Source organism: Viridibacillus arvi (assembly GCF_001274945.1).
Classification (GTDB): Bacteria; Bacillota; Bacilli; order Bacillales_A; family Planococcaceae; genus Viridibacillus; species Viridibacillus arvi.
The window spans coordinates 28,034-54,256 of sequence record NZ_LILB01000007.1 but is presented as its reverse complement, the minus strand read 5'-3'; the positions used below and the strand labels follow the sequence as shown (position 1 = coordinate 54,256).

Genomic DNA, 26,223 nt, shown 5'->3' with positions numbered 1-26,223 from the left:
TGGGGGTTTCCCCCTGTGAGAGTAGGACGTTGCTAGGCACATTAAAGCACAACTGATTTAATCAGTTGTGCTTTTTTTATTGTTTTTGAAAAATATATTACATTCATCAAATAGATTGTTTACGCTAGCCTTAGCGATTTTTCCTTTATGGTAAAAACAAGCTTATCTGTAGTTGCTTTCTTTGTGTATTCAAATTGATGGATCTTTGTTTAACTAAATCAGTTGAATCAATAGAGACTCAAACTGGATTCCTACCGAGTATTAGGTACTACTCCATATTGATGTTGGGCAAGGCTAGTTATTATTGCTATTACGAATAAAGCAGTAATCGTTGGATTAGATGGTATGGATAAAGTAATATCATCATTACAATTGTGGTCCATGAAAAAATTGATAACTCAGGAAGTTCATATGTGGAGAAAACTACTTGCGAAAAATTAACTTGATTACTTATCCCAAAATAGGGGTATTGAAGTTGATTAAGTATTATAAGAAGTTTTGTATCCTCTAGTTCTGCAGAAAACATTAATGAACGATAAAGCTATAACGGACTTAGTAATAACATTACAGATGAATCAACAATAGGTATGACAAGGTTCGCCATTATTGTAGATGGGGTTATGCCACCCAGTAATATGTTAAAAGAGTAGCTTTAAGTAGATGATAAATTCGCTTAAAGCTTTTTAGGTTGTTTAAAACATTTCAATTTGTGGTATTAAGTCTGAAAAGCCTAATATAATGTAGTAGTGTAATATGTACAATTTGGTAGGGGGGAGTTGAATAGTTTTATTTATAGAAAGAGATTAGTGATTTTGACTATTTTAATTGAGAATAATAATTACTTGTTTTAATACATTATATATAGATGGCTATTAAAATACCCGTTGCATTATGGATTAAACGATATGAAAGTATTTGTATTAACTATGAGTAAAAGATTTTCATCTCATAAAAAAATGAAGAGTAATTAATAAAGGTTCTAAAATATTGAATAGGGTGTTTTTAAAATTTATCTAATGTGTAATTAAACTTTTTGATTGGTGAAATTACGAATGAGTGACGGGTTTTAAGAATAGATATTGTATAATAGAGTTAATCGAAATTAATCGAAACTAATCCGTTATCGGAGGAACATATAATAATGAAGAAAAATTTATTTATAACATTTGAAGGACCAGAAGGAGCAGGGAAAACTACGGTTTTGAAAATGGTCGTTGAAAGGCTAGAAAGGGAGGGCAAGAAGTTCGTTGCAACCCGTGAACCTGGAGGCAACGAAATAGCTGAAAAGATTCGCGATATCATTTTAAATCCTGCCCATACAGCAATGGATGCACGGACGGAGGCTCTATTATATGCAGCTGCTCGCAGCCAGCATTTTGCGGAAAAGGTAGAACCAGCTTTAGCTTTAGGCATCCCGGTCTTATGTGATCGTTTTATAGATTCTTCATTAGCCTATCAGGGACATGCCAGAGGTCTTGGAATGGAAGGGGTGCGTTCTATCAATGAGTTTGCTATTGGGGATAGAATGCCTGATTTGACGATATTATTTGATCTGAAACCAGAAGTGGGTCTTGCACGAATTAATGCGCATAGTGGGCGTGAGATAAACCGTTTAGATGTGGAGAGCTTAGCATTCCATACAAAAGTTTGTGAAGCTTATAAAATATTAGCCGATCAAAATCCAGAACGTTTTCGTATAATAGATGCAAGTAAAAGTTTAGATGAAGTAGTGGAGAGCGTTTGGGAAATTTTGAAAAATGAATTATAAAGAAAATGAAGAAATTAGCTTGTTTGTGTTATAATTATTTAAAGAACCTATTTAATTAAGGGGTGAGTGCCGATGAAATTAGTTGTAGCAGTTGTACAAGATCAGGATAGTAACCGTCTTTCAAACGCTTTGACGAAAAATGAGTTTCGTGCAACAAAATTGGCAAGTACTGGAGGATTCCTGCGCTCAGGAAATACGACATTCCTTATAGGTACTGAAGATTCATTGGTTCCAAAAGCTTTAGATATCATTCGTGATAATTGTCGTGCTCGTGAGCAAATGGTAGCACCAATATCACCGATGGGTGGGAATGCGGATTCGTATATCCCATATCCTGTAGAAGTTGAGGTTGGGGGAGCTACCGTTTTCGTATTACCGATTGAACAGTTCCACCATTTCTAGTAGTGGAGGCGACTGGTAATTGAAAATTAATCAAGACTTACGAACTGGCTTAGATCAATCACGTCAGCCACTACAAAATCATCAACCCGTAACACGTTTTGGTGATGTAGTAGTGAAGCAGGGGCAGCGATTGCAAACAGAGCAACTAACAAGACTATTAGGTGATATTTCGACAGCTGGCGATCGCATTGCCAAATCTCGTAATTTACGTGACTTAGCTAAATTTAAAATGCTTGTAAAACGCTTCTTACAAGAGGCAGTTGATTATGGTATGGAGCTTAAACAATCGCATACATGGAATCGTTTTGGTGAAGGTCGACGATTGAAAGTAGTATCAACAATTGATGAAAAGCTTATCGAATTGACAGAGGACATTTTAGACCAGGAGAAAGACTCCGTTGACTTATTAAGTAAAATAGGCGAAATTAAAGGGTTGTTAATCAACTTATATACGTAAATAAACCCCGTGCCTTTCGGAACCCCGGAGCACGGGATTTTTTCAAACAATGAAAAGGTGATGAATGATGGTGCAGACAGCTGAAGAGCTACTGAAATTACAACCTGTAGTGATGAAGCAGCTCCAAACAATTTTCGATAAAAAAAGACTGGGTCATGCTTACATATTTGAAGGTGGAAAAGGCTCTGGAACTGAAGCTATAATGCATTTCTTTGTGCAATTAATGTTTTGTGAGGAACCTCGGAAAAATGTTCCATGTGAAACATGTCGAAATTGTCAGCGTATTAAATCAGGAAATCACCCAAATTTCCACCAAATATACCCGGATGGTCAATTTATTAAAGTAGCAGCCATCGAGGCTTTGTTACATGAAATGAATAAGACAGGCTTAGAAGCAGGGCGGAAAGTATATGTCGTTCATGAGGCTGACCGTCTAAATCCGCAATCTGCCAATAAATTATTAAAATTTCTTGAAGAGCCTGAAGGTATTGTGACGGCAATCTTCATTACAGATAATATAAATGCTATGTTGTCGACTATTCGTTCACGTTGCCAGCATATAAAGTTTCAAGGAATATCGAAAGACACTATGATTAAAGAGCTTGTAGCAGAGGGCATTACGCTTTCAATGGCTGCTACGGTTAGCATGGTGACAAGCGATTTAGAGGAAGCTTTTTCTCTATCAAAAGACGATGAGTTTGCGCAGGCCCGAAAAACAGTGTTAAAATTGGTTGAAGCAACCTTTACTAATGTGCATGAATCTATGTTATCAGTACATGAAGATTGGCTGCCGCTATTTAAAGAGAAAGAGCAAATGGAGTTGGCATTAGATTTACTGCTATTTGCATTTCGTGACATTGTTGCGATTAAAGCAAATCCCGAAGCAGTGTGTACGTATCCGGATTGGTTATCGTACTGGAAGAAAGTTGCATTGCAGACGACATATGCTCGTTTATCGACGCAGTTACAAGCGATATTACAAGCTCGTCAGCAATTACAGCGCAACATGAACCGAACGCTGATGATGGAGCAGCTTATGCTGAATCTGCAGGAGGGAAAATCCTTTGTATAATGTAGTTGGTGTCCGCTTTAAAAAAGCGGGTAAAATATATTATTTTGATCCTGGGGAATTTTTATTAAGTAAGGGTCAATATGTAATTGTCGAAACTGCGCGTGGTATTGAGTATGGCAAAGTTGTTGTTCCAATGAAACAAGTAGGAGAAAGCGATGTTGTACTACCATTAAAGCAAGTCGTACGCCCAGCTGATGAACGCGACCGATTCCAAGTTGAAGAAAATGCTATAGAATCTAAACGTGCTTTTGAATCGGCAACAGAAAAAATTTCAGAACATGAACTAGAAATGAAATTAGTTGATGTTGAATATACATTTGACCGCAATAAAATTATTTTTTATTTTACAGCGGAAGGTCGAGTAGATTTCAGAGAGTTAGTAAAAGACTTAGCTGCTATTTTCCGCACACGAATCGAACTTCGTCAAATTGGTGTGAGAGATGAAGCGAAGATGCTTGGTGGTATAGGTCCGTGTGGAAGGATGTTATGTTGTTCTACATTTTTAGGTGATTTTGAGCCAGTTTCTATAAAAATGGCTAAAGATCAAAACTTATCGCTTAACCCTTCTAAAATTTCAGGGTTATGTGGTCGTTTAATGTGTTGCTTGAAATATGAAAACGACGAGTATGAAGAAGCAAGGGAGCAAATGCCTGATATTGGTGCTGTAATTACAACACCAGATGGTAGTGGAAAAGTAGTAGGCATGAATATATTAGAACGCGTGCTACAAGTAGAGCTTTCTGAGCAACAACGTATTTTGGATTATACATTGGAAGAAATTTTACAACACGAAAAAAGTTCTGTCCAATAGTGGAAATAATGAGGTGGCTTGAGTGGAGGACCGTAATTTCTTAGATACTGTTATGGAGTTCGAACAACAGCTAGAATCGATGCAAAAACAATTTGAGGCACTGAAGAAATTCGTTGCACTCATGATGGAAGAGCATCAAACACTCCAAATGGAGAATCGTCATCTTCGCACACGTCTAGAGGAAGTACTCTCTTCTAAACCTGAGGGGAAGGTTGTTAAAGACGTTTCGGCGAAAAAAGTAGAAATCATTGATGTCGGTGAGGGTTATGATAACTTGGCAAGACTTTATCATGAAGGATACCATGTATGTCATGTCCATTTTGGAGGATCACGTAAAGGTGAGGATTGTTTATTCTGCCTATCATTTTTAAATAAACAAAACGGCTAAACAAAGACTGATTCCATTTTTTAAAAAGTGGAGGTCAGTCTTTTGCTATGTTGGAGGTAATTATATGGAACAGTGGTTGAAAGAAGATGAGAGACTCGATTATCTTTTAGCAGAGGAATTACGCATTATCCAGAGTCCGTCGGTGTTTTCATTTTCTCTTGATGCAGTGTTGCTTGCAAAGTTTGTGAATGTACCTTATCAAAGGGGAAAGCTTGTTGATTTATGTGCTGGTAATGGAGCTATTCCGTTGTTCTTGAGTGCTCGGACAAAAGGGCATATTACTGGCGTAGAATTGCAAGATCGTCTTGTTGATATGGCCAAGAGAAGTGTTCATTATAATAAATTAGAACTACAAATTGAGATTATGCAAGGTGATGTGAAGACAATTGCATCTGTTTTAGGCGCGGAAAAGTATGATGTTGTGACATGTAATCCACCTTATTTCCCTGCGCATGAAGCGAGTGATAAAAACTTGAAGGAGCATGTCGCGATTGCTAGACATGAAATCCATTTAACATTAGATCAAATGATTTATTCCGCAAGTAAATTGTTAAAGCAAGGTGGAAAGGCAGCATTTGTCCATCGTCCGAGTCGTTTACTTGATATTATAACGGCGATGCGTGCAAATCGATTGGAACCCAAACGCATCCGCTTTGTTTATCCGAAAGCTGGTAAAGAAGCAAATACATTATTAATAGAAGGAATTAAAGATGGCAAGCCAGATTTAAAAGTTTTACCCCCACTTTATGTATATGGAGAAGATGGTGAATATACAGCTGAAGTGAGAGAGATGCTATATGGAAAAGAACAATAAGCATCTCATGTATGTACTAGAATGTGGTGATGGGACTTACTATACAGGTTACACAAATGATTTAGAACATCGACTTGGCGTGCATAATCAAGGAAAAGGTGCCAAGTATACAAGGGCACGTTTACCTGTACGTTGCATTTACTTTGAAGAATATGAGACAAAGCAAGAAGCGATGCGAGCTGAATACGCATTTAAACAATTAACACGTAAACAGAAGATAGACCATATAAGGAGCGGAGAACTGTGAAATCACAAAAAAGTACCATGCATGAAAATACGAGTTGCTTATATTTAGTCGCTACACCTATTGGCAATTTAGAAGACATGACTATGCGGGCTATTCGTATCCTAAAAGAAGCGGATGTCATCGCAGCAGAAGATACGCGTAATACTAAGAAACTTTGTAATTACTTTGAAATTGATACACCTCTTGTTAGTTACCACGACCACAACAAAGAGTATGGTGGTGAAAAGCTTCTTAATTATTTACGTGAAGGTAAAACAGTAGCATTAGTAAGTGATGCAGGACTACCGTGTATTTCAGATCCGGGTGCAGATATTGCTGCAAAGGCAATTGAAGAAGACTTTGCGGTCGTACCGATACCTGGTGCTAATGCGGCTATCACCGCTTTAATAGCTTCAGGTTTAATCCCTCAACCATTTTTCTTCTATGGATTTTTGAGTCGTCAAAAGAAGGAGCGAAAAGAAGCTTTAGAAAAATTAAGTAAGAGACAAGAGACGATTCTATTTTATGAAGCTCCTCACCGTTTGAAAGATACATTAAAGGATATGCAAACGATTCTTGGTAATCGTCGAATTGTTTTAGCACGTGAATTGACGAAGAAATTCGAAGAGTTTTTAAGAGGTACAATTGATGAAGCATTAGAGTGGGCAGTTGAAAGTGAAATTCGCGGAGAATTTTGTATTGTTTTAGAAGGTAATGTAAATGCTGATGAAGAAGAGGAAGCAGCTTGGTGGGATGAGCTAACGGTTGTCGATCACATAAATAAGCTAATAGAAGAACAGCAACTATCTTCTAAAGATGCTATTAAAGAAGTGGCGAAAGTAAGAGGTCTTGCAAAGCGAGAAGTGTATCAAGCCTATCATGTGGAATAATAAGATCTGTTAATTAAAAAAACATCCGAAATGGCGAATATTTCGGATGTTTTCTATATATGAAATCACATTTGAAAAACAAGATAGGTAATAATCTATTTGTTATTGTATAACTTGTTACTCGAATATAATTAAATCCTCTAAATTATTTAGTTAATTTAGATTGGATTTCTTTTACAAGGATTTCAGCGCCTTCAGGGCTTAGGATTAAGCTACCACCAGCAAGACGGAAGTTATCATCAGATACTTCGCCTGTTACAGCGCAAGTCATATTAGGTAAGTATTTTTTTAAGATGATTTTATCATCATCAACGTAGATTTCAAGAGCGTCTTTTTCTGCAATGCCTAGAGTACGGCGAAGTTCGATAGGAATAACCACGCGACCTAATTCATCAACTTTGCGGACGATACCAGTAGATTTCATGACAAGAATTCCTCCTATATTATTATTATTTTTCGTCAAATTTCGACATATATTCTGTGTCTGTTGAATATCATACCAACTAATGCCATAAACGTCAATTATTTTTGTTTGAAAAATGATATTTTATTTCAAATATATTCCGTTCTTTAAGTAGAATTTACATACGAATTTGATTAATTTCCTCGAAAAAGCATAAATAGCATGAGTTTTTTGCTATATTTAAGTATCTTGAATTCGAAATGTAATATTCGACATTTTTCGTCAAAAAGTCATTTAATAAACTTTGATTGAAAGGTTTTTCGTACTTGGTTAGAATAGAAAGTATACTGTAGAACACTGGAGGAAGTTTTCGTGGACAATCAAAAGAAAACATTCTATATAACAACACCTATTTATTACCCTAGTGGTAAATTTCATATTGGAACTGCATATACAACTGTAGCTTCTGATACGATCGCACGCTATAAACGTTTGAGAGGATATGACGTACGTTTCCAAACGGGTATGGACGAGCATGGGCAAAAAATTCAAGAAAAAGCAGCTGAGGCAGGTAAAGAACCACAGCAATATGTGAATGAAATTGCTGAATCAGCAAAAGCTGTTTGGAAGTTAATGGACATCTCTTATGACGATTTTATCCAGACAACAGAAAAACGTCATACAGACGCTGTCGAAAAGATTTTCCAAAAATTCTTAGACAACGGTGATATTTACAAAGGGGAATATGAAGGTTGGTATTGTACGCCGTGTGAATCATTCTTTACTGAGTCACAATTGGATAATGGTAACTGCCCTGATTGCGGTCGCCCTGTTCATAAAGTAAAAGAAGAATCGTACTTCTTTAATATGAAGAAATACGCTGATCGCCTTTTGAAATATTATGAGGATAATGTTGAATTTATCGAACCAGAGTCTCGTAAAAACGAAATGATTAATAACTTTATCAAACCTGGTTTAGAAGACCTATCTGTTTCTCGTACTTCTTTTGACTGGGGAATTAAAGTTCCTGGAGATCCAAAGCATGTTATTTATGTGTGGGTTGATGCTTTAACAAATTATATTACAACGTTAGGTTATTTATCTGAGGACGATACATTATTTAAAAAGTACTGGCCAGCAGATGTACATGTAGTTGGTAAGGATATAGTACGTTTCCATACTATATATTGGCCAATCTTCTTAATGGCTTTAGATTTACCATTACCTAAAAAAGTGTTTGCACATGGTTTCATCATGATGAAAGATGGTAAAATGTCGAAATCTAAAGGTAATGTTGTATATCCTGAAATGTTAGTTGAGCGTTATGGATTAGATGCGACACGTTACTTCTTACTACGTGAGTTACCATTTGGATCAGATGGGGTATTCTCACCAGAATCATTTGTAGAACGCACAAACTTTGATCTTGCTAATGATCTTGGTAACTTATTAAACCGAACTATTTCTATGATGAACAAGTATTTCGATGGACATATACCGACTGAAGGTTTAGAACCAACAGAATTTGATGCAGCATTAATCGCACAAGCTACGGATACAAAAGTGAAATATGAAGAAAACATGGAAAAAATGCAATTTAGTGTAGTTCTTTCTGACGTATGGGCATTAGTTTCACGTACAAATAAATATATTGATGAAACAGCACCATGGGTATTAGCGAAAGATCAAGCACTAAAAGGTCAATTAGCAACTGTAATGGCTAATTTAGCAGAAAGCTTACGACAAATTGCTGTTATGATTCAACCATTTATGACAATTGCACCAAAGCAAATTATGGAACAGCTTGGATTAGATGAAGAATTATTAGCTTGGGATACACTAGATACATTTGGTGCAATACCATCTGGTAAAAAAGTCATCGAAAAAGGTGTGCCAATTTTCCCTCGTCTAGATAATGAAGTAGAAGTTGGCTATATTCGCGAACAAATGCAAGGTTCAGTTAAGCCAATTGAAGAACCTAAAAAAGATGCGGTAGCAAAAAAAGAAGAAGATGTACCTGAAATTTCTTTTGAAGATTTCATGAAAGTGGATCTTCGTGTTGCAACTGTCATTGCATGCGAAAAAATGCCAAAAGCAGATAAATTATTAAAATTACAATTAGAGCTAGGATATGAGCAACGCCAAGTTGTATCGGGTATTGCGGAGTATTACAAACCGGAAGAATTAGTTGGGCGTAAAGTAATCGTTGTTGCTAACTTAAAACCAGTAAAACTTCGTGGTGAACTTTCTCAAGGTATGGTTTTGGCAGGAAGTAAAGATGGTATTTTAACTTTAGCGACTGTCGATGAAAAACTAGAAAACGGCGCAAAAGTAAAATAAAAATTTAATAACAACTAAAGAATCATCTTATTGATAATGAAGGAAGTCTAAATTTCCTTAAATATCGCGATTTTTCTTAAGTTTACTGAAAAACCAAGAGCCTACTGTATGAAATAGTAGGCTCTTGGTTCTATTTATGGATATGATATTTTTTTGTGGAACTGCATTTCAGAGATCTGTTATTAGTATAAAAATAACACGGTGATATTTTTATACCCATAAATATCCCTTTTAATGGTTAATGAAATAATCCGGAGAGCCTTGTAATCAAATTGTAATATGAATGACAACTCTGAAATCTGTTCTTTGTCTAAAATAAAACTACTGTGAGGAGAATGACGATGTTTATCGATACACATGTGCATTTAAATGCTGACCAATACGAAGAGGATTTACAAGAAGTGATCCAACGCGCATTAGATGCTGATGTAAAAGAAATGGTTGTCGTAGGTTTTGACAGACCAACAATTGAGAAGGCAATGGAATTGATTGATGAATATCCATTTTTGTATGCAGCAATCGGTTGGCATCCTGTAGATGCAATTGACTGCACAGAAGCGGATTTACAATGGATTGAGGAATTAGCAGCTCATCCAAAGGTAGTAGCAATCGGTGAAACAGGACTTGATTATTATTGGGATAAATCTCCAAAGGAAATACAGCAGGAATTATTGCGTAAACAAATTCGATTGGCACAAAAATTGGATTTACCAATTGTTATTCATAATCGTGATGCAACAGAAGATTGTGTGCGCATTTTGAAAGAAGAACATGCAGAAATTACGGGTGGAGTTATGCATTGTTATAGCGGAAGTGTAGAAATTGCAAAAGAGTGTATTAACATGAATTTCATGATTAGCTTAGGCGGTCCCGTTACTTTCAAAAATGCCAAAAAACCAAAAGAAGTTGCAACAGAAATTCCACTTGAGTATTTGATGATTGAAACAGATGCTCCTTACTTGGCACCTCACCCACATCGAGGTAAAAGAAATGAGCCATCTTTAGTACCGCTAGTAGCGGAAGAAATAGCGCGCCTAAAGGAAATATCGGTAGAAGAAGTAGCATCGGCAACAACTGCCAATGCCCACCGTTTTTATAAAATTACAAAATAAAATGCAAGGTCGCCTCCCTTACTTCGGATAGGAAAACTTGCTTCGTTGTCAAAATTAGGAAAAAATCTTAGGTGTTGACAGCTAAAAAGAAGGTCTATATAATCCAACGAGTGATAAGGAGGCGTTTTTCATGACAAAAAATTCCATGAAAAACCTGTTCTCAAGATCATTGAGGAATAAGCAAACAGTGATGATGGTATTATCAATCGCACTAGTAATTGCTTTCGTAGCTTCGAATTTATTCGAAAGTACAAACACAGCCGTGGCAAACGGTGACCATCAAGAAGTTACAGCACAAAACAATATTGTTGGAGTTAAATCATCTGACAATGATATAATACAAACCTCAGTGAATACGAATTTTAAAAATAATAATACAAATTCGTATGAACAGGCATTAAATTTAACCATCCAAGGTGATGGTAGTAACAAGATAGCAGGAACCACTTCGACTACGGTCGCTGACTTTTTAAAGCAACCAATAGTTGAGTCAGGCGAGATAGGACGCGCTCAACAAGACACTAAGGCGCTAGCTAAAACACCTAACACAACGGCTTTTGATGATGTTCGAGTACAAAAAGTCACCGATGTGGTGGAAGGCTCTAAAGGCTCCACAACTGACGTTAGCAATATGAAAATTACACAAGTTAGCAAAGCCAAAACCTATAAAACTAAAGGTCGTCTTAATTTACGAAAAGGTGCAAGCACAAAATATAAAGTGCTTCTGACGATTCCTAAAGGTAAAAAAGTGACGTACAAAGGCAAAAAAGGCTCTTGGTATAAGGTGAAATATAAAAGTAAAACGGGCTATGTTTCATCAAAATATTTAACATCAATTAAAAAAGTTTCAAAACCTAAGACACCATCTCGTTCAGATGAGCCGTCTAGTGGTCGAACTATGTATGTAACAGCTACAGCTTACACTGCTTTCTGTAATGGTTGTTCGGGTAAAACGGCTACAGGTATCGACTTACGCAAGAATCCAAATATAAAAGTAATTGCGGTTGATCCAAAGGTTATTAAATTAGGTTCTAAAGTTTGGGTAGAAGATTACGGTTATGCGGTTGCTGGGGATACTGGCGGTGCAATTAAAGGGAGTAAGATCGATGTCTTTATTTCAAATAAGCAGTCTGTTTATAATTGGGGTCGCAAAAGAGTTAAAATAAAAGTATTAAACTAATACATGTCGTTTAACATATAGATATGAAAAGCTTTCCTTGCAATTGTAAGGAAAGCTTTTTTTATAGGGACACTCTTACTGATTGAAAACGAGCCTTCTTACTTAAGCTACTGTACAATATAAGTAATATAGCAGTAAAATAGTCAAAGGACGTTTTAGAAAAGAGGATAAGGTATCCGTGGAAATAAAAGAATTTATTGTGGTTGAAGGAAAAGATGATACGACAGCAATTAAACGGGCTGTTCATGCAGATACAATCGAAACGAACGGTTCTGCTATTTCAGAGGAAGTTCTACGACGAATTCAACATGCCCAAGAAAAAAGGGGAGTTATCGTCTTTACGGATCCGGATTATCCAGGGAGACGTATTCGGGCAATTATTGAACAAAGAGTGCCAGATGTAAAACATGCGTTTTTGCCGAAAAAGAAAACTATTGCTAAAAACGGAAAAAGTCTTGGTATAGAACATGCGAAAGACAGTGATATCCGTTATGCCCTCTCAAACGTTTATACACCTAGAGTGGCATCAGAGGACGTGCAGATTATCACATTAGATGATTTAATTGTAGCTCAGCTACTGTCACATCCTAATGCGAAAGCACGTAGAGAACGTTTAGGTGAGTTATTAAATATAGGTTCAACTAACGGCAAACAATTGCACAAGCGATTACAAATGTTTCAAATAACTTTAGAGCAATTCGGTGAAGCGATTGCACAGATAAATCAGGAGGAACAAAATGCATAAAGATATTGCAACGCCTTTACGCACGCAAGAAATTTTAAAGAAATATGGTTTTTCATTCAAAAAAAGTTTAGGGCAAAATTTTTTAATTGACCCTAATATTCTTCGTAACATTGTGAGCTACGCTGATTTAACAGAAGATAGTGTGGCAATTGAGGTTGGCCCAGGTATAGGTGCTCTGACGGAGCATTTAGCTCGCTCTGCAGGACAGGTCGTATCATTTGAGATTGATCAACGTTTATTACCGGTTCTAGAAGATACATTAAGCCCATATGATAATGTGAAAGTTGTTCATTCGGATATTTTAAAAGCGAATGTAGCTGAGGAGTTAAGTTCGGAATTTGCGAAGTATAAAGACATTATGGTAGTAGCAAATTTACCTTATTACGTAACAACTCCTATTTTACTAAAATTATTAATGGAGAAATTACCTATACGCGGTATGGTTGTGATGATGCAAAAAGAAGTGGCAGATCGTATTTCTGCAAATCCTGGTACAAAGGCGTATGGTTCACTTTCGATTGCTATCCAATATTATATGAAGGCTGAAGTAGTGATGACTGTACCGAAAACTGTCTTCATGCCACAGCCGAATGTAGATTCAGCTGTTATTCGCCTAACTCGTCATGCAGAGCCACCAGTGCATGTAATCGATGAAGAATTCTTATTTGAAGTATCGAGAAGTTCTTTTGCGCAACGTCGTAAAACTATATTAAATAACTTACAATCACAGTTGCCAAAAGGTAAAGAAAAGAAAGAAAAAATTCTGGAAGCACTAGCTGAGTGTGGTATTGATCCAACGCGCCGTGGTGAAACTTTGTCTATTATTGAGTTTGGTCAATTGGCTGATGCACTTTATCCTACCTTCCGTCAATAAACGTTTCTGTTACATTCTTAGCACACTCGTAAAAAAAATATAGATTTTCGAATAAAAAACAATTGACATCACTAAGATGGATTGATAAAATAATTTATTTAACTTGACGAATTAAACATCCTCATGTATAATGGTTTATAGTGAGGTGTAAGCGAAAATGCCAAAAACTTTAGCCGACATTAAGAAGTCGTTAGATTGTCATTTGGGTAGACGTTTGCAATTAAAAGCAAACGGTGGTCGCAAGAAAACGGTTGAGCGCGCTGGAATATTACGTGAAACATATCGCGCAGTATTTGTAGTTGATCTTGATCAAGATGAAAACGCCTTTGAGCGAGTTTCTTACAGCTACACAGATATTTTAACAGAAGCAGTAGAGATTACATTTGACGATGACATCAAAGAATTGGTCATTGCCAAGTAAGTGCATTTATAATCGAATATTTTTTTCGGACACTTGTAACGTATTCTTTGCGTAAGAATATTTTATGAGTGTTTTTGTTTTTTTATTGAACATACTATAACAGTCAGTCATCTAAGGAGGAATTTCGAATGGCGAGAAAACGTATCATGTCGGATCGTTTGAAAGAAGAAATCGCAAAAGACCTTGGATTTTACGATGTAGTAGAGCGAGAAGGATGGGGCGGGATCAAATCACGAGATGCCGGTAATATGGTCAAAAGAGCAATCGAAATGGCACAACAGCAATTAGCTGAAGAAGCAAAAACAAAGTAGATTGATGATTGTCCAAAATTGATGAACTGACAATTGGCTGCCCCACAGCTTGAGCTTTCAACTGTGAGGTAGCTTTTCGTTTTTAATATAAAGATTTAGGAGCATAAAAATCTCCCGATTGGAAAGGTAGAAGCTTATTTACAAAGGTCTTCCTGTGGTAGAATAATAATCAGTGAAAAAAGCACGAATAATAGAATCACTTTTTGTATAAAAACCTGCTAGGAAGGGGGCAGCGTTATGCTTTACGTAAAAGCACCTGCCAAGATTAATTTAACATTAGATGTACTCTACAAACGTCCCGATGGCTATCATGAGGTAGAGATGATTATGACAACGGTTGATCTCGCTGATAGAGTCGGCCTTAGAAGTAGAAAAGATGGGCTTATTAAAATTCATTCGACAGATCGTTTTGTACCTGATGATCAAAGAAACCTAGCTTATCAAGCAGCTAAGTTATTAAAAGATACATACAATATAGATAAAGGTGTATCTATTACTATTGATAAACATATTCCAGTAGCAGCTGGACTAGCTGGAGGTAGTAGCGATGCTGCCGCAACTTTGAAAGGTTTAAATACATTATGGAATTTAAACCTATCTATGGATGAAATAGCGGAATTAGGAGCTAAAATCGGCTCTGACGTATCTTTTTGTGTTTACGGTGGCACTGCACTTGCAACAGGTCGAGGAGAGCGTATACAGGCGATTTCTGCGCCTCCAAGTTGCTGGGTAGTATTAGCTAAGCCAACGATTGGTGTCTCAACAGCGGCTGTTTATGGTGGTTTAAACATGGATGATGTTGTCCATCCGAATACACAACAGATGATTCAAGCCATTGAAGAGGATGATTATGAATTACTTTGTGATACTGTCGGGAATGTACTAGAAACGGTTACATTAAAATTGCATCCAGAAGTAGCAGTGATAAAAGAACAAATGAAGCGTTTTGGAGCGGATGCCGTATTAATGAGTGGTAGCGGTCCAACGGTGTTTGGCCTCGTGCAGAATGAGGCTCGTGTAAGTCGTATTTACAATGGATTAAGAGGCTTTTGTGATGAAGTATATGCAATTCGTATGCTTGGGGATCGCGATTCCCTTGATTAAATACGTATAATTGTGGTATTTTTTGTATAAATCATTCGTGTTCAGGAGAGGATTTCATGAAATGGAAGCGTAGCGAACGTCTTGTAGACATGACGCATTATTTATTGGAGCATCCACAGCAGTTGATCCCTCTAACGTTTTTCGCAGAATTGTATCAATCGGCCAAATCTTCTATTAGTGAGGATTTATCGATTGTTAAAGATACATTTGAGGAAAGAGGGATTGGCCTTCTTGTGACTGTTCCAGGAGCTGCTGGGGGAGTAAAATATATTCCTAAAATGCCAGAAGAGGCTGTTAAAGAAGTTATGCAAGAGCTCTTAAAAGAGTTAAGTCATTCAGATCGACTATTGCCAGGTGGATATTTATTTATGACAGATTTACTCGGTAATCCCGAATTAATGAATCGCGTCGGAAAAGTATTTGCTTCGGCATTTTGCGATAAAGAAATTGATGTTATTATGACAGTAGCAACAAAAGGTATTTCAATTGCCCATGCTATTGCGAGACATTTGAATGTACCTGTAGTTGTAGTACGTCGTGATAACAAGGTAACAGAAGGCTCCACTGTAAGTATTAACTATGTATCTGGATCGTCGCGTCGTATTCAAACGATGGTGCTATCAAAGCGTAGCATGCAAAGTGGCCAACGTGTACTTATTACAGACGACTTTATGAAAGTTGGCGGTACAATGAATGGTATGAAAAACTTGCTAGAAGAATTCGACTGTACACTAGCTGGCATCGCTGTGTTAGTAGAGGCAGAACATCTAGACGAGCGCTTAGTAGATGATTATTATTCACTTGTAAAATTAAAAGAAGTGAATGAAAAGGATCGTACAATTGCTTTAAGTGAGGGAAACTATTTTTAGAAGGGTGGAAATGAAAGATGGAAGTAGTAGCAACAAAAAATGCGCCAGCTGCAATTGGCCCATACGTACAAGGTATGATTTTAAATAATGTTTTTTATAGCTCAGGTCAAATTCCTTTAACACCAGCCGGAGAGTTTGTAGATGGTGACATCACTGAACAAACAAACCAAGTTTTTGAGAATCTAAAAGCAGTTCTTAAAGAAGCAGGCACTTCTTTAGAAAAAGTAGTTAAAACAACAGTATTTATCGCAGATATGAATGACTTCGTAGCGATGAATGAAGTATATGCTGCACACTTCGGAGAGCATAAACCTGCTCGTACAACAGTAGAAGTTGCACGTCTGCCTAAAGATGCTAAAGTAGAAATTGAAGTCATTGCAGTAATTGACTAAGTAAAGAGTAGTTTTAAGAAACGATGAAATATAAAAAGACTATCAATGAGCTAGTAAGCTCATTGATAGTCTTTTTTTGTATATAATCATTTTGTTTGTAAAAATTGGACGTAATAGATATGTGATTTAAAGTCAATTAGTAACTAATGTATAATAGGATTGTAAACATTCTAAATTTTTAAAAAATAAATAAGGAAAAAGAAGGAATCTATAAATTTACATAGAATAAAGTAGATAGAGTCATTTTGGCATCTTAGATGAGAGGTGGTGAGAGAATGGAAGTTACAGATGTAAGATTACGTCGTGTACAAACTGATGGACGTATGCGTGCCATTGCTTCCATCACACTTGACAACGAATTTGTAGTGCATGATATTCGCGTCATTGATGGTAACGCAGGGCTATTCGTAGCAATGCCTAGTAAGCGCACTCCAGACGGAGAATTTCGTGATATTGCACATCCGATTAATTCTGGAACTCGTACAAAAATTCAAGAAGCTGTACTTAAAGCTTATGAAGAGTCGAGTGATGAAGATGCGACGGTTTATGAAGAACACCAAGAAATTCAATAACCCGTAAATTTAGAGCCCATTCATATTGAATGGGCTCTTTTTTGTATATATCAAACCTTTTCGTTTGCTAGTTTAGTAAATAGAATGAGAATCTGAAACTTACAAAGATAAGGGATAATTGATATATTTTCATACTTGTAATACAACAAAATGAGAAATTGTCTGAAAGAGTTAGATCCAATAATTCCTCTTTTTTGAGTTTTTTTGAGACTTACACTTAATTTATTTCTTAGGCATATATATAAAGGAGTATAGGCGACAGATTAGGAAAGATTATTTGAATATTGCTTTTTATTGGGAGACTGTTAATTAAAAAGTTTGTTTTTACTTAAAAGTATAGCTACTGGAATTTTTTTATAAAAAAACAAAAGATTTTAATAATAAATTGTTTGTCATAGTTTTGTCAAGTGAGGAAGTCTTGAAAATTAACTAAATTTGCTTTATAGTCAAAAGAGAAAATCAGCTAAAATGGAGGACTTGCGAAATGACGAATGTTTATGCCGTTATACTGGCTGCCGGCCAAGGTACGCGTATGAAGTCCAAATTATATAAAGTTCTTCATCCGGTTTGTGGAAAACCAATGGTTGAGCATGTAGTTGATCATATTCAAACATTAGATGTAGAACGTATAGTAACAATCGTAGGTTATGGTGCTGAAAAGGTAAAGGAACAACTTGGTGAAAAAAGTGAGTATGTATTACAAGCTGAACAGCTTGGTACTGCACATGCCGTTCAACAGGTGGAACCGATCCTTGGAGAATTAGAAGGCACAACGATTGTTATTTGTGGGGATACACCTTTAATTCGCCCCGAAACAATGAAAGCGTTGTTCGAGCATCATGAGTCAAATCATGCAAAAGCAACAATTTTAACTGCTATCGCTGAAGATCCTACTGGCTATGGCCGAATTCTTCGCTCTACAGATCAACAGGTTGCTCAAATTGTTGAACAAAAAGATGCAACACCTGAACAACGACAAGTAAAAGAAATCAACACTGGCACATATTGCTTTGATAATAAAGCGTTATTTGCTGCGTTGAAACTTGTGAAAAATGATAATGCGCAAGGTGAATACTATTTACCTGACGTCATTGAAATTTTACAAAAACAAGGTGAAGTAGTTGCGGCATATGTAACTGAAAACTTTGCTGAAACGCTTGGTGTTAACGACCGTATTGCTTTATCTCAAGCTGAAGAAACAATGCGTGCTAGAATTAACGAACAACATATGCGTAATGGGGTGACGATTATTAACCCTAATAACACATATATAAGTGTTGATGCACAAATTGGTCGAGACACAGTTATCCAACCAGGTGTTATCATTGAAGGTGCTTCTAGCATTGGAGAAGATTGCATCATTGGTCCAAATAGCCATATTCAAAATAGCCGTATTGGAAATCGTACGACTGTCCATTCTTCTGTAGTACGTGAAAGCATTATCGGTGAGGATACAGCTGTTGGTCCATTTGCGCATATACGTCCAGATTCTGATTTGGGCGATCATGTGAAAATTGGAAACTTCGTTGAAGTGAAGAAAACAAAGATAGATAATGGTAGTAAAGTGTCTCACCTATCGTACTTAGGAGATGCTGAAGTAGGTACTGAAGTCAATATAGGTTGCGGTACGATTACTGTCAATTATGATGGTGAAAACAAGTTTAAAACAGTGATTGAAGATAATGCTTTTGTGGGTTGTAACTCTAATTTAGTTGCACCCGTAACGGTAGGAAAAGGCTCATATGTAGCAGCTGGTTCAACAATTACAAAAGACATACCCGCTGACGCACTAGCAATTGCACGTTCTAGACAAGAAAACAAAGATAATTATGTTACCAAACTAAAATTAAAATAATTAAAATTACCAGGAGGCCATCATGCCGTATCAATATGCCAACTCAAAGTTAAAAATCTTTTCATTAAACTCGAATATACCATTAGCTGAAGAAATTGCTAAAGAAGTAGGTGTCGAGCTAGGAAAATGCTCCGTTAAACATTTCAGTGATGGAGAAATTCAAATTAATATTGAGGAAAGTATTCGTGGGTGTGACGTATTTATCGTACAGTCTACTTCAGCTCCAGTAAACGAAAACTTAATGGAATTACTTATTATGGTTGATGCCGTGAAACGTGCTTCAGCGCGCACAGTAAACGTAGTATTACCTTACTATGGTTATGCTCGCCAAGATCGTAAAGCACGTGCACGTGAACCAATTACGGCTAAATTAGTGGCTAACTTACTAGAAACTGCAGGAGCTACTCGTGCAATCGTTCTTGACTTGCATGCTCCACAAATTCAAGGTTTCTTCGACATCTTAATGGATCACTTAATCGGTGTACCGCTATTATCTGATCATTTCAAAGCAAAAGGCTTCAAATCAGAAGACGTTGTTATCGTATCACCAGACCACGGTGGTGTAACACGTGCACGTAAAATGGCTGATCGCTTAAAAGCTCCAATAGCTATAATCGATAAACGTCGTCCACGTCCAAATGTTGCAGAAGTTATGAATATTGTTGGTAGTGTTGATGGTAAAGTAGCAATCTTAATCGATGATATTATTGATACGGCAGGTACAATTACAATCGGTGCTGACGCTTTAGTTAAAGCAGGTGCTAAAGAAGTTTACGCTTGCTGTACGCACCCTGTATTATCAGGTCCAGCTATCGAGCGTATTGATAACTCTGTAATTAAAGAATTAGTGATTACAAACTCTATCCAATTACCGGATGAGAAAAAATCACCGAAAATTAAACAACTATCTGTAGCAACTTTATTAGCTGATGCAATTGTAAGAATCTACGAGAACAAATCAGTAAGTACTTTATTCGATTAATAATGGTAAATGTTTGAATTCCTAGCTAACAGGGTACATATATTAATGTGACTATGTTAACTAGGAAGGGAGACATGTATCTATATGAGTACTGTAGTTCATGCAAAAAAGCGTAAGGTTGAAAATCATTCTGCACTAACTGAACTTCGACAAAGAGGTTTTGTGCCAGCTGTGGTATATGGTTATAAAACAGAGGCAACTCCAATTACGATTAATGCAAGAGAGTATGAAAAAGCATTACGTTTAGATGGTAAAAACTCCATAGTAACATTAGAAATTGATGGTAAAAAATTAAACGCCGTATTAAATGAAGCTCAAAAATGTGCATTGAAGGGGACATTAGTTCACTTAGATTTTTTAGCGGTTAATATGTCAGATGCATTAGAAGTGAGTGTACCAGTAAATCTTATTGGCGATTCAGTAGGAGTAAAAGAGGGCGGCATTCTCCAACAGCCTAATCGTGAAGTAACAGTTAAGGTAAAACCATCAGATATTCCAGAATCTATAGAGGTTGATATTTCAACTTTAGAAATAGGTGACACTTTAGCTGTTGGTGATATTCGTAGCACTTCAACATTCGAAATTCTTGATACGGATGACTTTCTTCTTGTTACCGTATCTGTGCCTACAGTTGAGGTTGAGTCAACAGAAGTTGATGAAAAAGCAACTTCTGAAGAGATTATAGGTGCTAGATAAAATAAATTTCAAAAAAAGGGCTTACCATCTATCGATAACGATGGTAAGCCTTTTTCTTTACCCTTGCTACTATTTATTTGAAAAAATGTAGTCTTTAGGTCTTCTTCTTGTTGTGGGTAGGAACAACTTTTGCTATATTACGTCTAATGTAATGGTATTGACATGATATTGTAATAATAGAAGAAATGGTGTATCGTAAATGATTAAATTGTAGAAATGTGAGGTAAATAGGATGGAGAAAGTAAGAAAGCTTTGGAATCATACTGTAACGTATGTGGGTATGCGGACGATTTATTACTTGGCGATTCTCATTTTACTCGTTCTCTTATATGGTTTTCATGATATGAATGCCGGTCCATTCATATATACAGAATTTTAAAGTTAGGAGGGTTTCCATTGAATATACTTTCGGCTATTCAAAATATAGCCTTGAATAATGAAGATTCTATTGCATTTCAAAATGGAGATGCGACATTAAGTTACGGAGATTTATGGAAACAGTCAGAATCATTAGCCGCGTATTTAACCACTTTAAATCTCCCGAAGAAAGCACCTATTATAGTATATGGTCATATGGCACCCATGATGGTTAGCTCCTTTTTAGGAGTAGTAAAAGCAGGTCACCCATATATTCCGGTAGATGTATCAATTCCAAAAGAACGCATTCAAAAAATTATAGAGCGATCAGGTGCAGCTTTTCTCATTGAAACAGAGAATCTAGAAAGAGATTCACTTCAGCAGTCATCAATTCCCTATATGTCTGAAGGTCAATTAACAAATATAGTTGCTGAACACTCCAATGGAGCATCAACATCTACTTGGGTGAAAGAGAATGATGATTTTTATATTATTTACACCTCAGGTAGTACAGGGAATCCTAAAGGTGTTCAAATTTCAGCTCGAAATTTAGAGAGCTTTGTTAGTTGGATGCATGAAGATTTCCCGATAACAGAGGGCAAGGTATTTTTAAATCAAGCACCATTTTCATTTGATTTGTCGGTAATGGACCTTTATCCTGCACTAACGACGGGTGCTACATTATTCGCAATTACAAAAGAGATGATAGCAAATCCTAAGATTTTATTTGGGCAATTAACACAGTCAAAAACAAATGTTTGGACATCTACGCCATCATTTGTACAAATGTGTTTAATGAATCCTGAATTTACTAGTGAGATGCTGCCTTCATTAAATACTTTCCTATTTTGTGGAGAAGTATTGCCGACAGAAGTTGCAAATAAGTTATTGAAATTGTTCCCGGACGCACGCATTTTCAATACATATGGACCAACAGAGGCAACAGTAGCAGTTTCAGCAATAGAAGTAACCGAAGAATTATTAAATGATCATAGTTCTTTACCAATAGGTTATATAAAAGGTGATACTCAGATGCTTATTATCAATGAGGATGATCAAATATTATCTGATGGCGAAAAAGGTGAAATGATTATTGTTGGACCAAGTGTTAGTAAAGGATATTTAGGAGAAGAAACATTAACTGAAAAGGCCTTTTTTGAATATAAAGGACAACAAGCGTATCGAACAGGTGATGTTGGATATCAGAAAAAAGGATTACATTTTTATAGTGGGCGTGTGGATTTCCAAGTGAAGGTTCATGGCTATAGAATGGAAATCGAAGAAATCGAAAACAATCTATTGCAATGCCAGTATGTAGATTCGTGTGTAGTTGTACCAGTTTATAAAAATGAGGCTATTGATTTTTTAGCAGCATATATCGTGCCTAAAGAACACTCTTTTGAAAAAGAATATCAATTATCAAGCGCTATAAAAAAAGAACTAGCAAAAAGTTTACCAGCATATATGATTCCGAGAAAATTTAATTATTGTGATCAGTTACCTATGACATCTAATGGTAAAATAAATCGAAAACAATTAATAGCTGAGGTTATGGTATGATTCCATATGGCTCGTTTATATTTTTCTTTTTAATTGGTATTTTTCTTTTACCTACTATCGTTCTTGGGTTATTAGGTAAATCATCAAAAATTTATAATATGCTTGTGTCTATTGTTATATTGGCCGTCATCTTTGGGAATTCGAAGACCGGTGCAATATCTATTATTTTGTTTACGATTTTTCAAATTGTTTTAATTAAAGGTTACCATCATTATAGAAAAGAACGTAATAATACAGTTGTATTTTGTATGATGGTTGTATTAGCGATATTACCATTAGTGCTTGTGAAAGTACTACCATTACTCGGTTTGAATCATGTATTTGGATTCCTGGGTGTTTCGTATATTACATTTAAGTCCGTACAGATAGTTATTGAAACACGTGACGGCATGATGAAGAAGCAGACACTACCGATTGGTGAGCTTATTTACTTCCTACTATTTTTCCCAACTGTATCATCAGGTCCAATTGATCGTTGGAGAAGATTTGAAAAGGATGTTAATAAGACCTTTTCAAAAGAGGAGTATAAAGAGCTTTTATATTTAGGGATTAATAGTATTTTCCGAGGGTTCTTATACAAATTTATTTTAGCGTTTTTAATTTACAACAAAATTCTTGTTTACTTACCAGATCACGCAACTTATATTCATTCGCCATTTTGGGCTAATGTAGCGTATATGTATACTTACAGCTTCTATCTATTTTTTGACTTTGCGGGTTATAGTGCCTTTGCTATAGGGGTCAGCTACTTGATGGGAGTTAAAACACCAGAAAACTTTAACATGCCATTCATTAGTAAAAATATTAAAGACTTTTGGAATCGTTGGCATATGAGTCTATCATTCTGGTTTAGAGACTATGTATATATGCGTTTTGTATTTTGGATGACGAAGAAAAAATGGATTAAAAATCGCTATACAGTTTCTAATATTGGTTATTTCCTATTATTCTTCATCATGGGTGTTTGGCATGGATTAGAATGGCATTTTATTATTTATGGCTTGTACCAAGCAGCCCTAATCATTGGATATGACTACTTCGATCGATGGAATCGAAAACATAAACTATGGCCGAAAAATAAATTTACACATGTTGTATCCGTGTTTATAACATTCAACTTTATTTGCTTTGGATTTTATATTTTCTCTGGACAACTATTTAAATAATAAGGAGTTAGATTAAGATGGAAAAACAAAAAGTATATGAATTATTAGCAGAGGTATGTCAGGAAGATGTTGTTGTTGAGCAACCTGATATCGATTTATTTGAAGAAGGTTTACTTGATTCGTTTGGTATCATTACGTTTCTAGTTGAAGTAGAAGAGAAGTTTGGTATTTCAGTATCAATTACAGAGTTTACGCGCGAGGAGTGGAATACACCGAATCGTATCGCAGAGCAGTTAGCTGAGCGTGTATGAGAAAGTATGCCTTCTTACCGCTTTTCATTGCGGTAATTCTGTTTTTAGTATTTTTGTTTATACCAAATAAATGGCTAGGTTTTTTAATTTCAGATAAAGATGTAGAACATGCTAAAACAGCTCTGAATCCTTTAATGTTCCAAGGGGAGTATTTCCAAGATCGTTTACTACAAGAGCCGAATATGTTCCCAATCTATGGCTCGTCTGAGTTAAATCGCTTTGATCCATTCCATCCATATAACTATTTTAAAGCGAATGATGAAGGCTTTACGTCATATTTATATGGCCGTGGTGGTACGCAATCGATTCATCACTTTTTGAACTTTGCTGCGCACGAGGAAAATTTAAAAAACAAGAAATTAGTATTTATTATTTCGCCGCAATGGTTTACAGAAACAGGCGTTGATGAATTCCATTTCTCACCTAACTATTCAATGTTGCAATCTTACGATTTAGCGTTAAATAATAAGATGGATCCTCAGTTGAAGAAAAAAGCTATGGAGCGTCTTTTGCAGTTTGATAGTGTACAAAGAGACTTTGTTTTATCAACAATTTATGAAAATGAAGTAACAGATGGTGCAAAATATCCGATAAAAGCAGCTTTAGCAAAACCAGTAGCTTTAATAAATAAAAAGTTAATGGAGAAAAAAGATTTGTATTACTCCATCATGGGAAAGCCGCGTGAAAAATTGCATGCAAATCCAGAAATGGTTGCGGGAAAATCTTTTGAGCAGTTGACGAAGTATGCAAATGAATATGGTAGTCAGCGAATTACAACAAATAATTTATCTATTAACGATAAATATTATAAAAAGAAATTAGAGTTTAAGTTAGATGAACTCAAAGGCTTCCGTAAACACGAAAGCTATACAGAGTCGCCTGAATATGAAGATTTTCAAATGGTCTTGGATGTATTAAAAGATGCTGGTGCTAAGCCAATGTTCGTATCTATTCCTGTGAATGGAAAATGGTACGATTATGCAGGGTTCCCACAAGAACGTCGAGAAGAATATTATGCGAAAATTAATAAGCAGGTGCAAAGTGCTGGTTTCCCACTTGTTGATTTTACTGGTTACGAGTACGAACCGCATTTTATTAGTGATACAATTCATATTTCTTGGAAAGGTTGGGTATATCTCGACCGAGAAATGGCCGATTATTGGAAACAATAGTCGAATAGAGAAAATCGCTTTATCATTTTATGATAGAGCGATTTTTTTCTTAGGAAAAAGTCGAAAAACCACTAATAATTGCATTTTTTCATAATATCCAACGGTATGTGATAAAATAGCATGGATTAGGCAGAAAAGGAAGATGCTATTATGAAACTAATAATTGGTCTCGGCAATCCGGGCAAAACATATGAACATACACATCACAATGTCGGTTTTGATACCATCGACATATTGGCAGCTAAATGGGGCGTATCATTAAATCAATCAAAATTTAATGGTATGTACGGTACTATTCACCGTCCAGAAGGCAAAGTCATGCTATTGAAGCCACTTACGTATATGAATATTTCTGGTGAATGTGTGGGTCCAATCATGGATTATTTTGATATCGATGTAGAGGATATCATTGTTATTTATGATGATTTAGATTTGGATAAAGGAAAATTACGTTTGCGTCAAAAAGGCAGTGCGGGCGGTCATAACGGTATAAAATCATTAATCCAGCATTTAGGTACTCAAAACTTTAACCGTATTCGTATTGGTATTAGCCGCCCACCTGCGGGTATGAAGGTTTCGGATTATGTTCTTGCAAGATTTTCGAAGGAAGATCAGCCTGTAATGCAAGATGCTTTTGAAAAAGCGGCGGATGCTTGTGAGTATGCACTGAACAAGCCGTTTATAGATGTTATGAATCAATTTAATTAATGAATGAGCATAAATTGCTATGTGACTGTCTATACTTTTTATAAAGGAGGGCATGTTGCATATGGCAATTCATTATCGCTGTCGGCACTGTGAAACTGAGGTTGGGCTACTGCCTTTCGATTCAGAGGAAAGTGTCCGCAAGTTACATCAATTAAATGAAGAAGAGGCAGAACAATACATTCATAAAGACCATAATGGAGATACAACGGTCGATTGTATTTGTGAACATTGTGAAGAATCTTTAAAACAATTTCCAGACTATTACGCGTTAAAAAAATGGCTACAATAATGAAAGATGCTTTGGTGCGCTATGCGTCCAAGGCCT

Annotated in this window: 31 protein-coding genes; 30 read left to right on the top strand and 1 reads right to left on the bottom strand. The window is 36.1% G+C overall.

The features are described from left to right. The first annotated feature begins 1,141 nt into the window (after positions 1-1,141). From tmk to rsmI, 9 genes are all read left to right on the top strand, one after another. Positions 1,142-1,768, top strand: coding sequence for a dTMP kinase (gene tmk / locus AMD00_RS17730; protein WP_053418394.1), 627 nt, complete (start codon positions 1,142-1,144; stop codon positions 1,766-1,768). 72 nt (positions 1,769-1,840) lie between these two features. After that, a complete protein-coding gene (locus AMD00_RS17725; protein WP_038179221.1) occupies positions 1,841-2,170 on the top strand; it encodes a cyclic-di-AMP receptor in 330 nt (109 codons plus the stop codon). Positions 2,171-2,189: 19 nt separating this feature from the next. Next, positions 2,190-2,627, top strand: a complete 438-nt coding sequence (locus AMD00_RS17720) for a YaaR family protein (RefSeq protein ID WP_053418393.1) — start codon at positions 2,190-2,192, stop codon at positions 2,625-2,627. A 67-nt stretch (positions 2,628-2,694) separates the two neighbouring features. Further along, on the top strand, positions 2,695-3,699 hold the full coding sequence (holB, locus tag AMD00_RS17715) for a DNA polymerase III subunit delta' (RefSeq protein WP_053418392.1): 1,005 nt from the start codon (positions 2,695-2,697) through the stop codon (positions 3,697-3,699). Beyond that, entirely contained in the window at positions 3,692-4,510 is an 819-nt protein-coding gene (locus AMD00_RS17710; protein ID WP_053418391.1) for a PSP1 domain-containing protein, read from the top strand. The genes holB and AMD00_RS17710 overlap by 8 nt, the downstream gene beginning before the upstream one ends. Positions 4,511-4,532: 22 nt before the next feature. Continuing rightward, complete coding sequence (yabA, locus tag AMD00_RS17705) at positions 4,533-4,898, top strand: DNA replication initiation control protein YabA (protein WP_053418390.1); 366 nt, start codon at positions 4,533-4,535, stop codon at positions 4,896-4,898. Between the two features lie 64 nt (positions 4,899-4,962). Next, positions 4,963-5,712 (top strand): tRNA1(Val) (adenine(37)-N6)-methyltransferase, encoded by a 750-nt coding sequence (locus tag AMD00_RS17700; RefSeq protein ID WP_053418389.1) that lies wholly within the window; start codon positions 4,963-4,965, stop codon positions 5,710-5,712. Next, positions 5,696-5,959, top strand: coding sequence for a GIY-YIG nuclease family protein (locus AMD00_RS17695; RefSeq protein WP_053418388.1), 264 nt, complete (start codon positions 5,696-5,698; stop codon positions 5,957-5,959). Before AMD00_RS17700 ends, AMD00_RS17695 begins: the two co-directional genes overlap by 17 nt. Beyond that, positions 5,956-6,828 carry a 16S rRNA (cytidine(1402)-2'-O)-methyltransferase gene (rsmI, locus tag AMD00_RS17690; protein ID WP_053418387.1) on the top strand — a complete coding sequence of 291 codons (873 nt, stop codon included), beginning with the start codon at positions 5,956-5,958 and terminating at the stop codon, positions 6,826-6,828. Before AMD00_RS17695 ends, rsmI begins: the two co-directional genes overlap by 4 nt. 145 nt (positions 6,829-6,973) lie before the next feature. Here rsmI and AMD00_RS17685 read toward each other — a convergent pair whose 3' ends face one another. Further along, positions 6,974-7,252 carry an AbrB/MazE/SpoVT family DNA-binding domain-containing protein gene (locus AMD00_RS17685; protein WP_038179230.1) on the bottom strand — a complete coding sequence of 93 codons (279 nt, stop codon included), beginning with the start codon at positions 7,250-7,252 and terminating at the stop codon, positions 6,974-6,976. A gap of 351 nt (positions 7,253-7,603) precedes the next feature. Here AMD00_RS17685 and metG point away from each other — a divergent pair, with 351 nt between their 5' ends. The 21 genes from metG (at position 7,604) to AMD00_RS17585 (ending at position 26,187) form a co-directional block, all read left to right on the top strand. Further along, positions 7,604-9,571, top strand: coding sequence for a methionine--tRNA ligase (gene metG, locus AMD00_RS17680; RefSeq protein WP_053418386.1), 1,968 nt, complete (start codon positions 7,604-7,606; stop codon positions 9,569-9,571). A 341-nt stretch (positions 9,572-9,912) separates the two neighbouring features. Beyond that, a complete protein-coding gene (locus AMD00_RS17675) occupies positions 9,913-10,683 on the top strand; it encodes a TatD family hydrolase (RefSeq protein WP_053418385.1) in 771 nt (256 codons plus the stop codon). 130 nt (positions 10,684-10,813) lie between these two features. Then, the gene (locus AMD00_RS17670) at positions 10,814-11,863 is read left to right on the top strand and encodes a 3D domain-containing protein (protein WP_053418384.1); all 1,050 of its coding nucleotides are present in this window, start codon (positions 10,814-10,816) and stop codon (positions 11,861-11,863) included. A gap of 178 nt (positions 11,864-12,041) precedes the next feature. Continuing rightward, on the top strand, positions 12,042-12,608 hold the full coding sequence (gene rnmV / locus AMD00_RS17665; RefSeq protein ID WP_053418383.1) for a ribonuclease M5: 567 nt from the start codon (positions 12,042-12,044) through the stop codon (positions 12,606-12,608). Next, positions 12,601-13,482: a 16S rRNA (adenine(1518)-N(6)/adenine(1519)-N(6))-dimethyltransferase RsmA gene (gene rsmA, locus AMD00_RS17660; protein ID WP_053418382.1), complete on the top strand. Its 882-nt coding sequence runs from the start codon at positions 12,601-12,603 to the stop codon at positions 13,480-13,482. Before rnmV ends, rsmA begins: the two co-directional genes overlap by 8 nt. Before the next feature lie 157 nt (positions 13,483-13,639). After that, positions 13,640-13,903, top strand: coding sequence for a biofilm formation stimulator Veg (gene veg, locus AMD00_RS17655; protein ID WP_038179237.1), 264 nt, complete (start codon positions 13,640-13,642; stop codon positions 13,901-13,903). A 128-nt stretch (positions 13,904-14,031) separates the two neighbouring features. Continuing rightward, the gene (locus tag AMD00_RS17650; protein ID WP_053418381.1) at positions 14,032-14,214 is read left to right on the top strand and encodes a small, acid-soluble spore protein, alpha/beta type; all 183 of its coding nucleotides are present in this window, start codon (positions 14,032-14,034) and stop codon (positions 14,212-14,214) included. Positions 14,215-14,451: 237 nt separating this feature from the next. Beyond that, on the top strand, positions 14,452-15,318 hold the full coding sequence (gene ispE / locus AMD00_RS17645) for a 4-(cytidine 5'-diphospho)-2-C-methyl-D-erythritol kinase (protein ID WP_053418380.1): 867 nt from the start codon (positions 14,452-14,454) through the stop codon (positions 15,316-15,318). 56 nt (positions 15,319-15,374) lie between these two features. Next, entirely contained in the window at positions 15,375-16,187 is an 813-nt protein-coding gene (gene purR, locus AMD00_RS17640) for a pur operon repressor (RefSeq protein WP_038179243.1), read from the top strand. A gap of 17 nt (positions 16,188-16,204) precedes the next feature. After that, positions 16,205-16,579, top strand: coding sequence for a RidA family protein (locus AMD00_RS17635; protein ID WP_053418379.1), 375 nt, complete (start codon positions 16,205-16,207; stop codon positions 16,577-16,579). A gap of 275 nt (positions 16,580-16,854) precedes the next feature. Beyond that, positions 16,855-17,151 carry a septation regulator SpoVG gene (spoVG, locus tag AMD00_RS17630; RefSeq protein WP_053418378.1) on the top strand — a complete coding sequence of 99 codons (297 nt, stop codon included), beginning with the start codon at positions 16,855-16,857 and terminating at the stop codon, positions 17,149-17,151. A 484-nt stretch (positions 17,152-17,635) separates the two neighbouring features. Next, the gene (gene glmU, locus AMD00_RS17625; RefSeq protein WP_053418377.1) at positions 17,636-19,006 is read left to right on the top strand and encodes a bifunctional UDP-N-acetylglucosamine diphosphorylase/glucosamine-1-phosphate N-acetyltransferase GlmU; all 1,371 of its coding nucleotides are present in this window, start codon (positions 17,636-17,638) and stop codon (positions 19,004-19,006) included. A 22-nt stretch (positions 19,007-19,028) separates the two neighbouring features. Next, the gene (locus AMD00_RS17620) at positions 19,029-19,988 is read left to right on the top strand and encodes a ribose-phosphate diphosphokinase (protein ID WP_038179251.1); all 960 of its coding nucleotides are present in this window, start codon (positions 19,029-19,031) and stop codon (positions 19,986-19,988) included. A gap of 84 nt (positions 19,989-20,072) precedes the next feature. Then, the gene (locus tag AMD00_RS17615) at positions 20,073-20,684 is read left to right on the top strand and encodes a 50S ribosomal protein L25/general stress protein Ctc (protein ID WP_053418376.1); all 612 of its coding nucleotides are present in this window, start codon (positions 20,073-20,075) and stop codon (positions 20,682-20,684) included. A gap of 232 nt (positions 20,685-20,916) precedes the next feature. After that, positions 20,917-21,063 carry a teichoic acid D-Ala incorporation-associated protein DltX gene (locus tag AMD00_RS22955; protein WP_083446292.1) on the top strand — a complete coding sequence of 49 codons (147 nt, stop codon included), beginning with the start codon at positions 20,917-20,919 and terminating at the stop codon, positions 21,061-21,063. Positions 21,064-21,080: 17 nt separating this feature from the next. After that, positions 21,081-22,601, top strand: a complete 1,521-nt coding sequence (gene dltA / locus AMD00_RS17610) for a D-alanine--poly(phosphoribitol) ligase subunit DltA (RefSeq protein ID WP_053418375.1) — start codon at positions 21,081-21,083, stop codon at positions 22,599-22,601. After that, the gene (dltB, locus tag AMD00_RS17605) at positions 22,598-23,767 is read left to right on the top strand and encodes a D-alanyl-lipoteichoic acid biosynthesis protein DltB (protein ID WP_053418374.1); all 1,170 of its coding nucleotides are present in this window, start codon (positions 22,598-22,600) and stop codon (positions 23,765-23,767) included. Before dltA ends, dltB begins: the two co-directional genes overlap by 4 nt. 17 nt (positions 23,768-23,784) lie before the next feature. Further along, positions 23,785-24,018: a D-alanine--poly(phosphoribitol) ligase subunit 2 gene (gene dltC, locus AMD00_RS17600; RefSeq protein ID WP_038179260.1), complete on the top strand. Its 234-nt coding sequence runs from the start codon at positions 23,785-23,787 to the stop codon at positions 24,016-24,018. Next, positions 24,015-25,190, top strand: coding sequence for a D-alanyl-lipoteichoic acid biosynthesis protein DltD (dltD, locus tag AMD00_RS17595; RefSeq protein WP_053418373.1), 1,176 nt, complete (start codon positions 24,015-24,017; stop codon positions 25,188-25,190). The genes dltC and dltD overlap by 4 nt, the downstream gene beginning before the upstream one ends. 150 nt (positions 25,191-25,340) lie before the next feature. Then, on the top strand, positions 25,341-25,898 hold the full coding sequence (gene pth / locus AMD00_RS17590) for an aminoacyl-tRNA hydrolase (RefSeq protein ID WP_053418372.1): 558 nt from the start codon (positions 25,341-25,343) through the stop codon (positions 25,896-25,898). Between the two features lie 61 nt (positions 25,899-25,959). Further along, complete coding sequence (locus tag AMD00_RS17585) at positions 25,960-26,187, top strand: anti-sigma-F factor Fin family protein (RefSeq protein ID WP_053418371.1); 228 nt, start codon at positions 25,960-25,962, stop codon at positions 26,185-26,187. Positions 26,188-26,223: the final 36 nt, after the last annotated feature.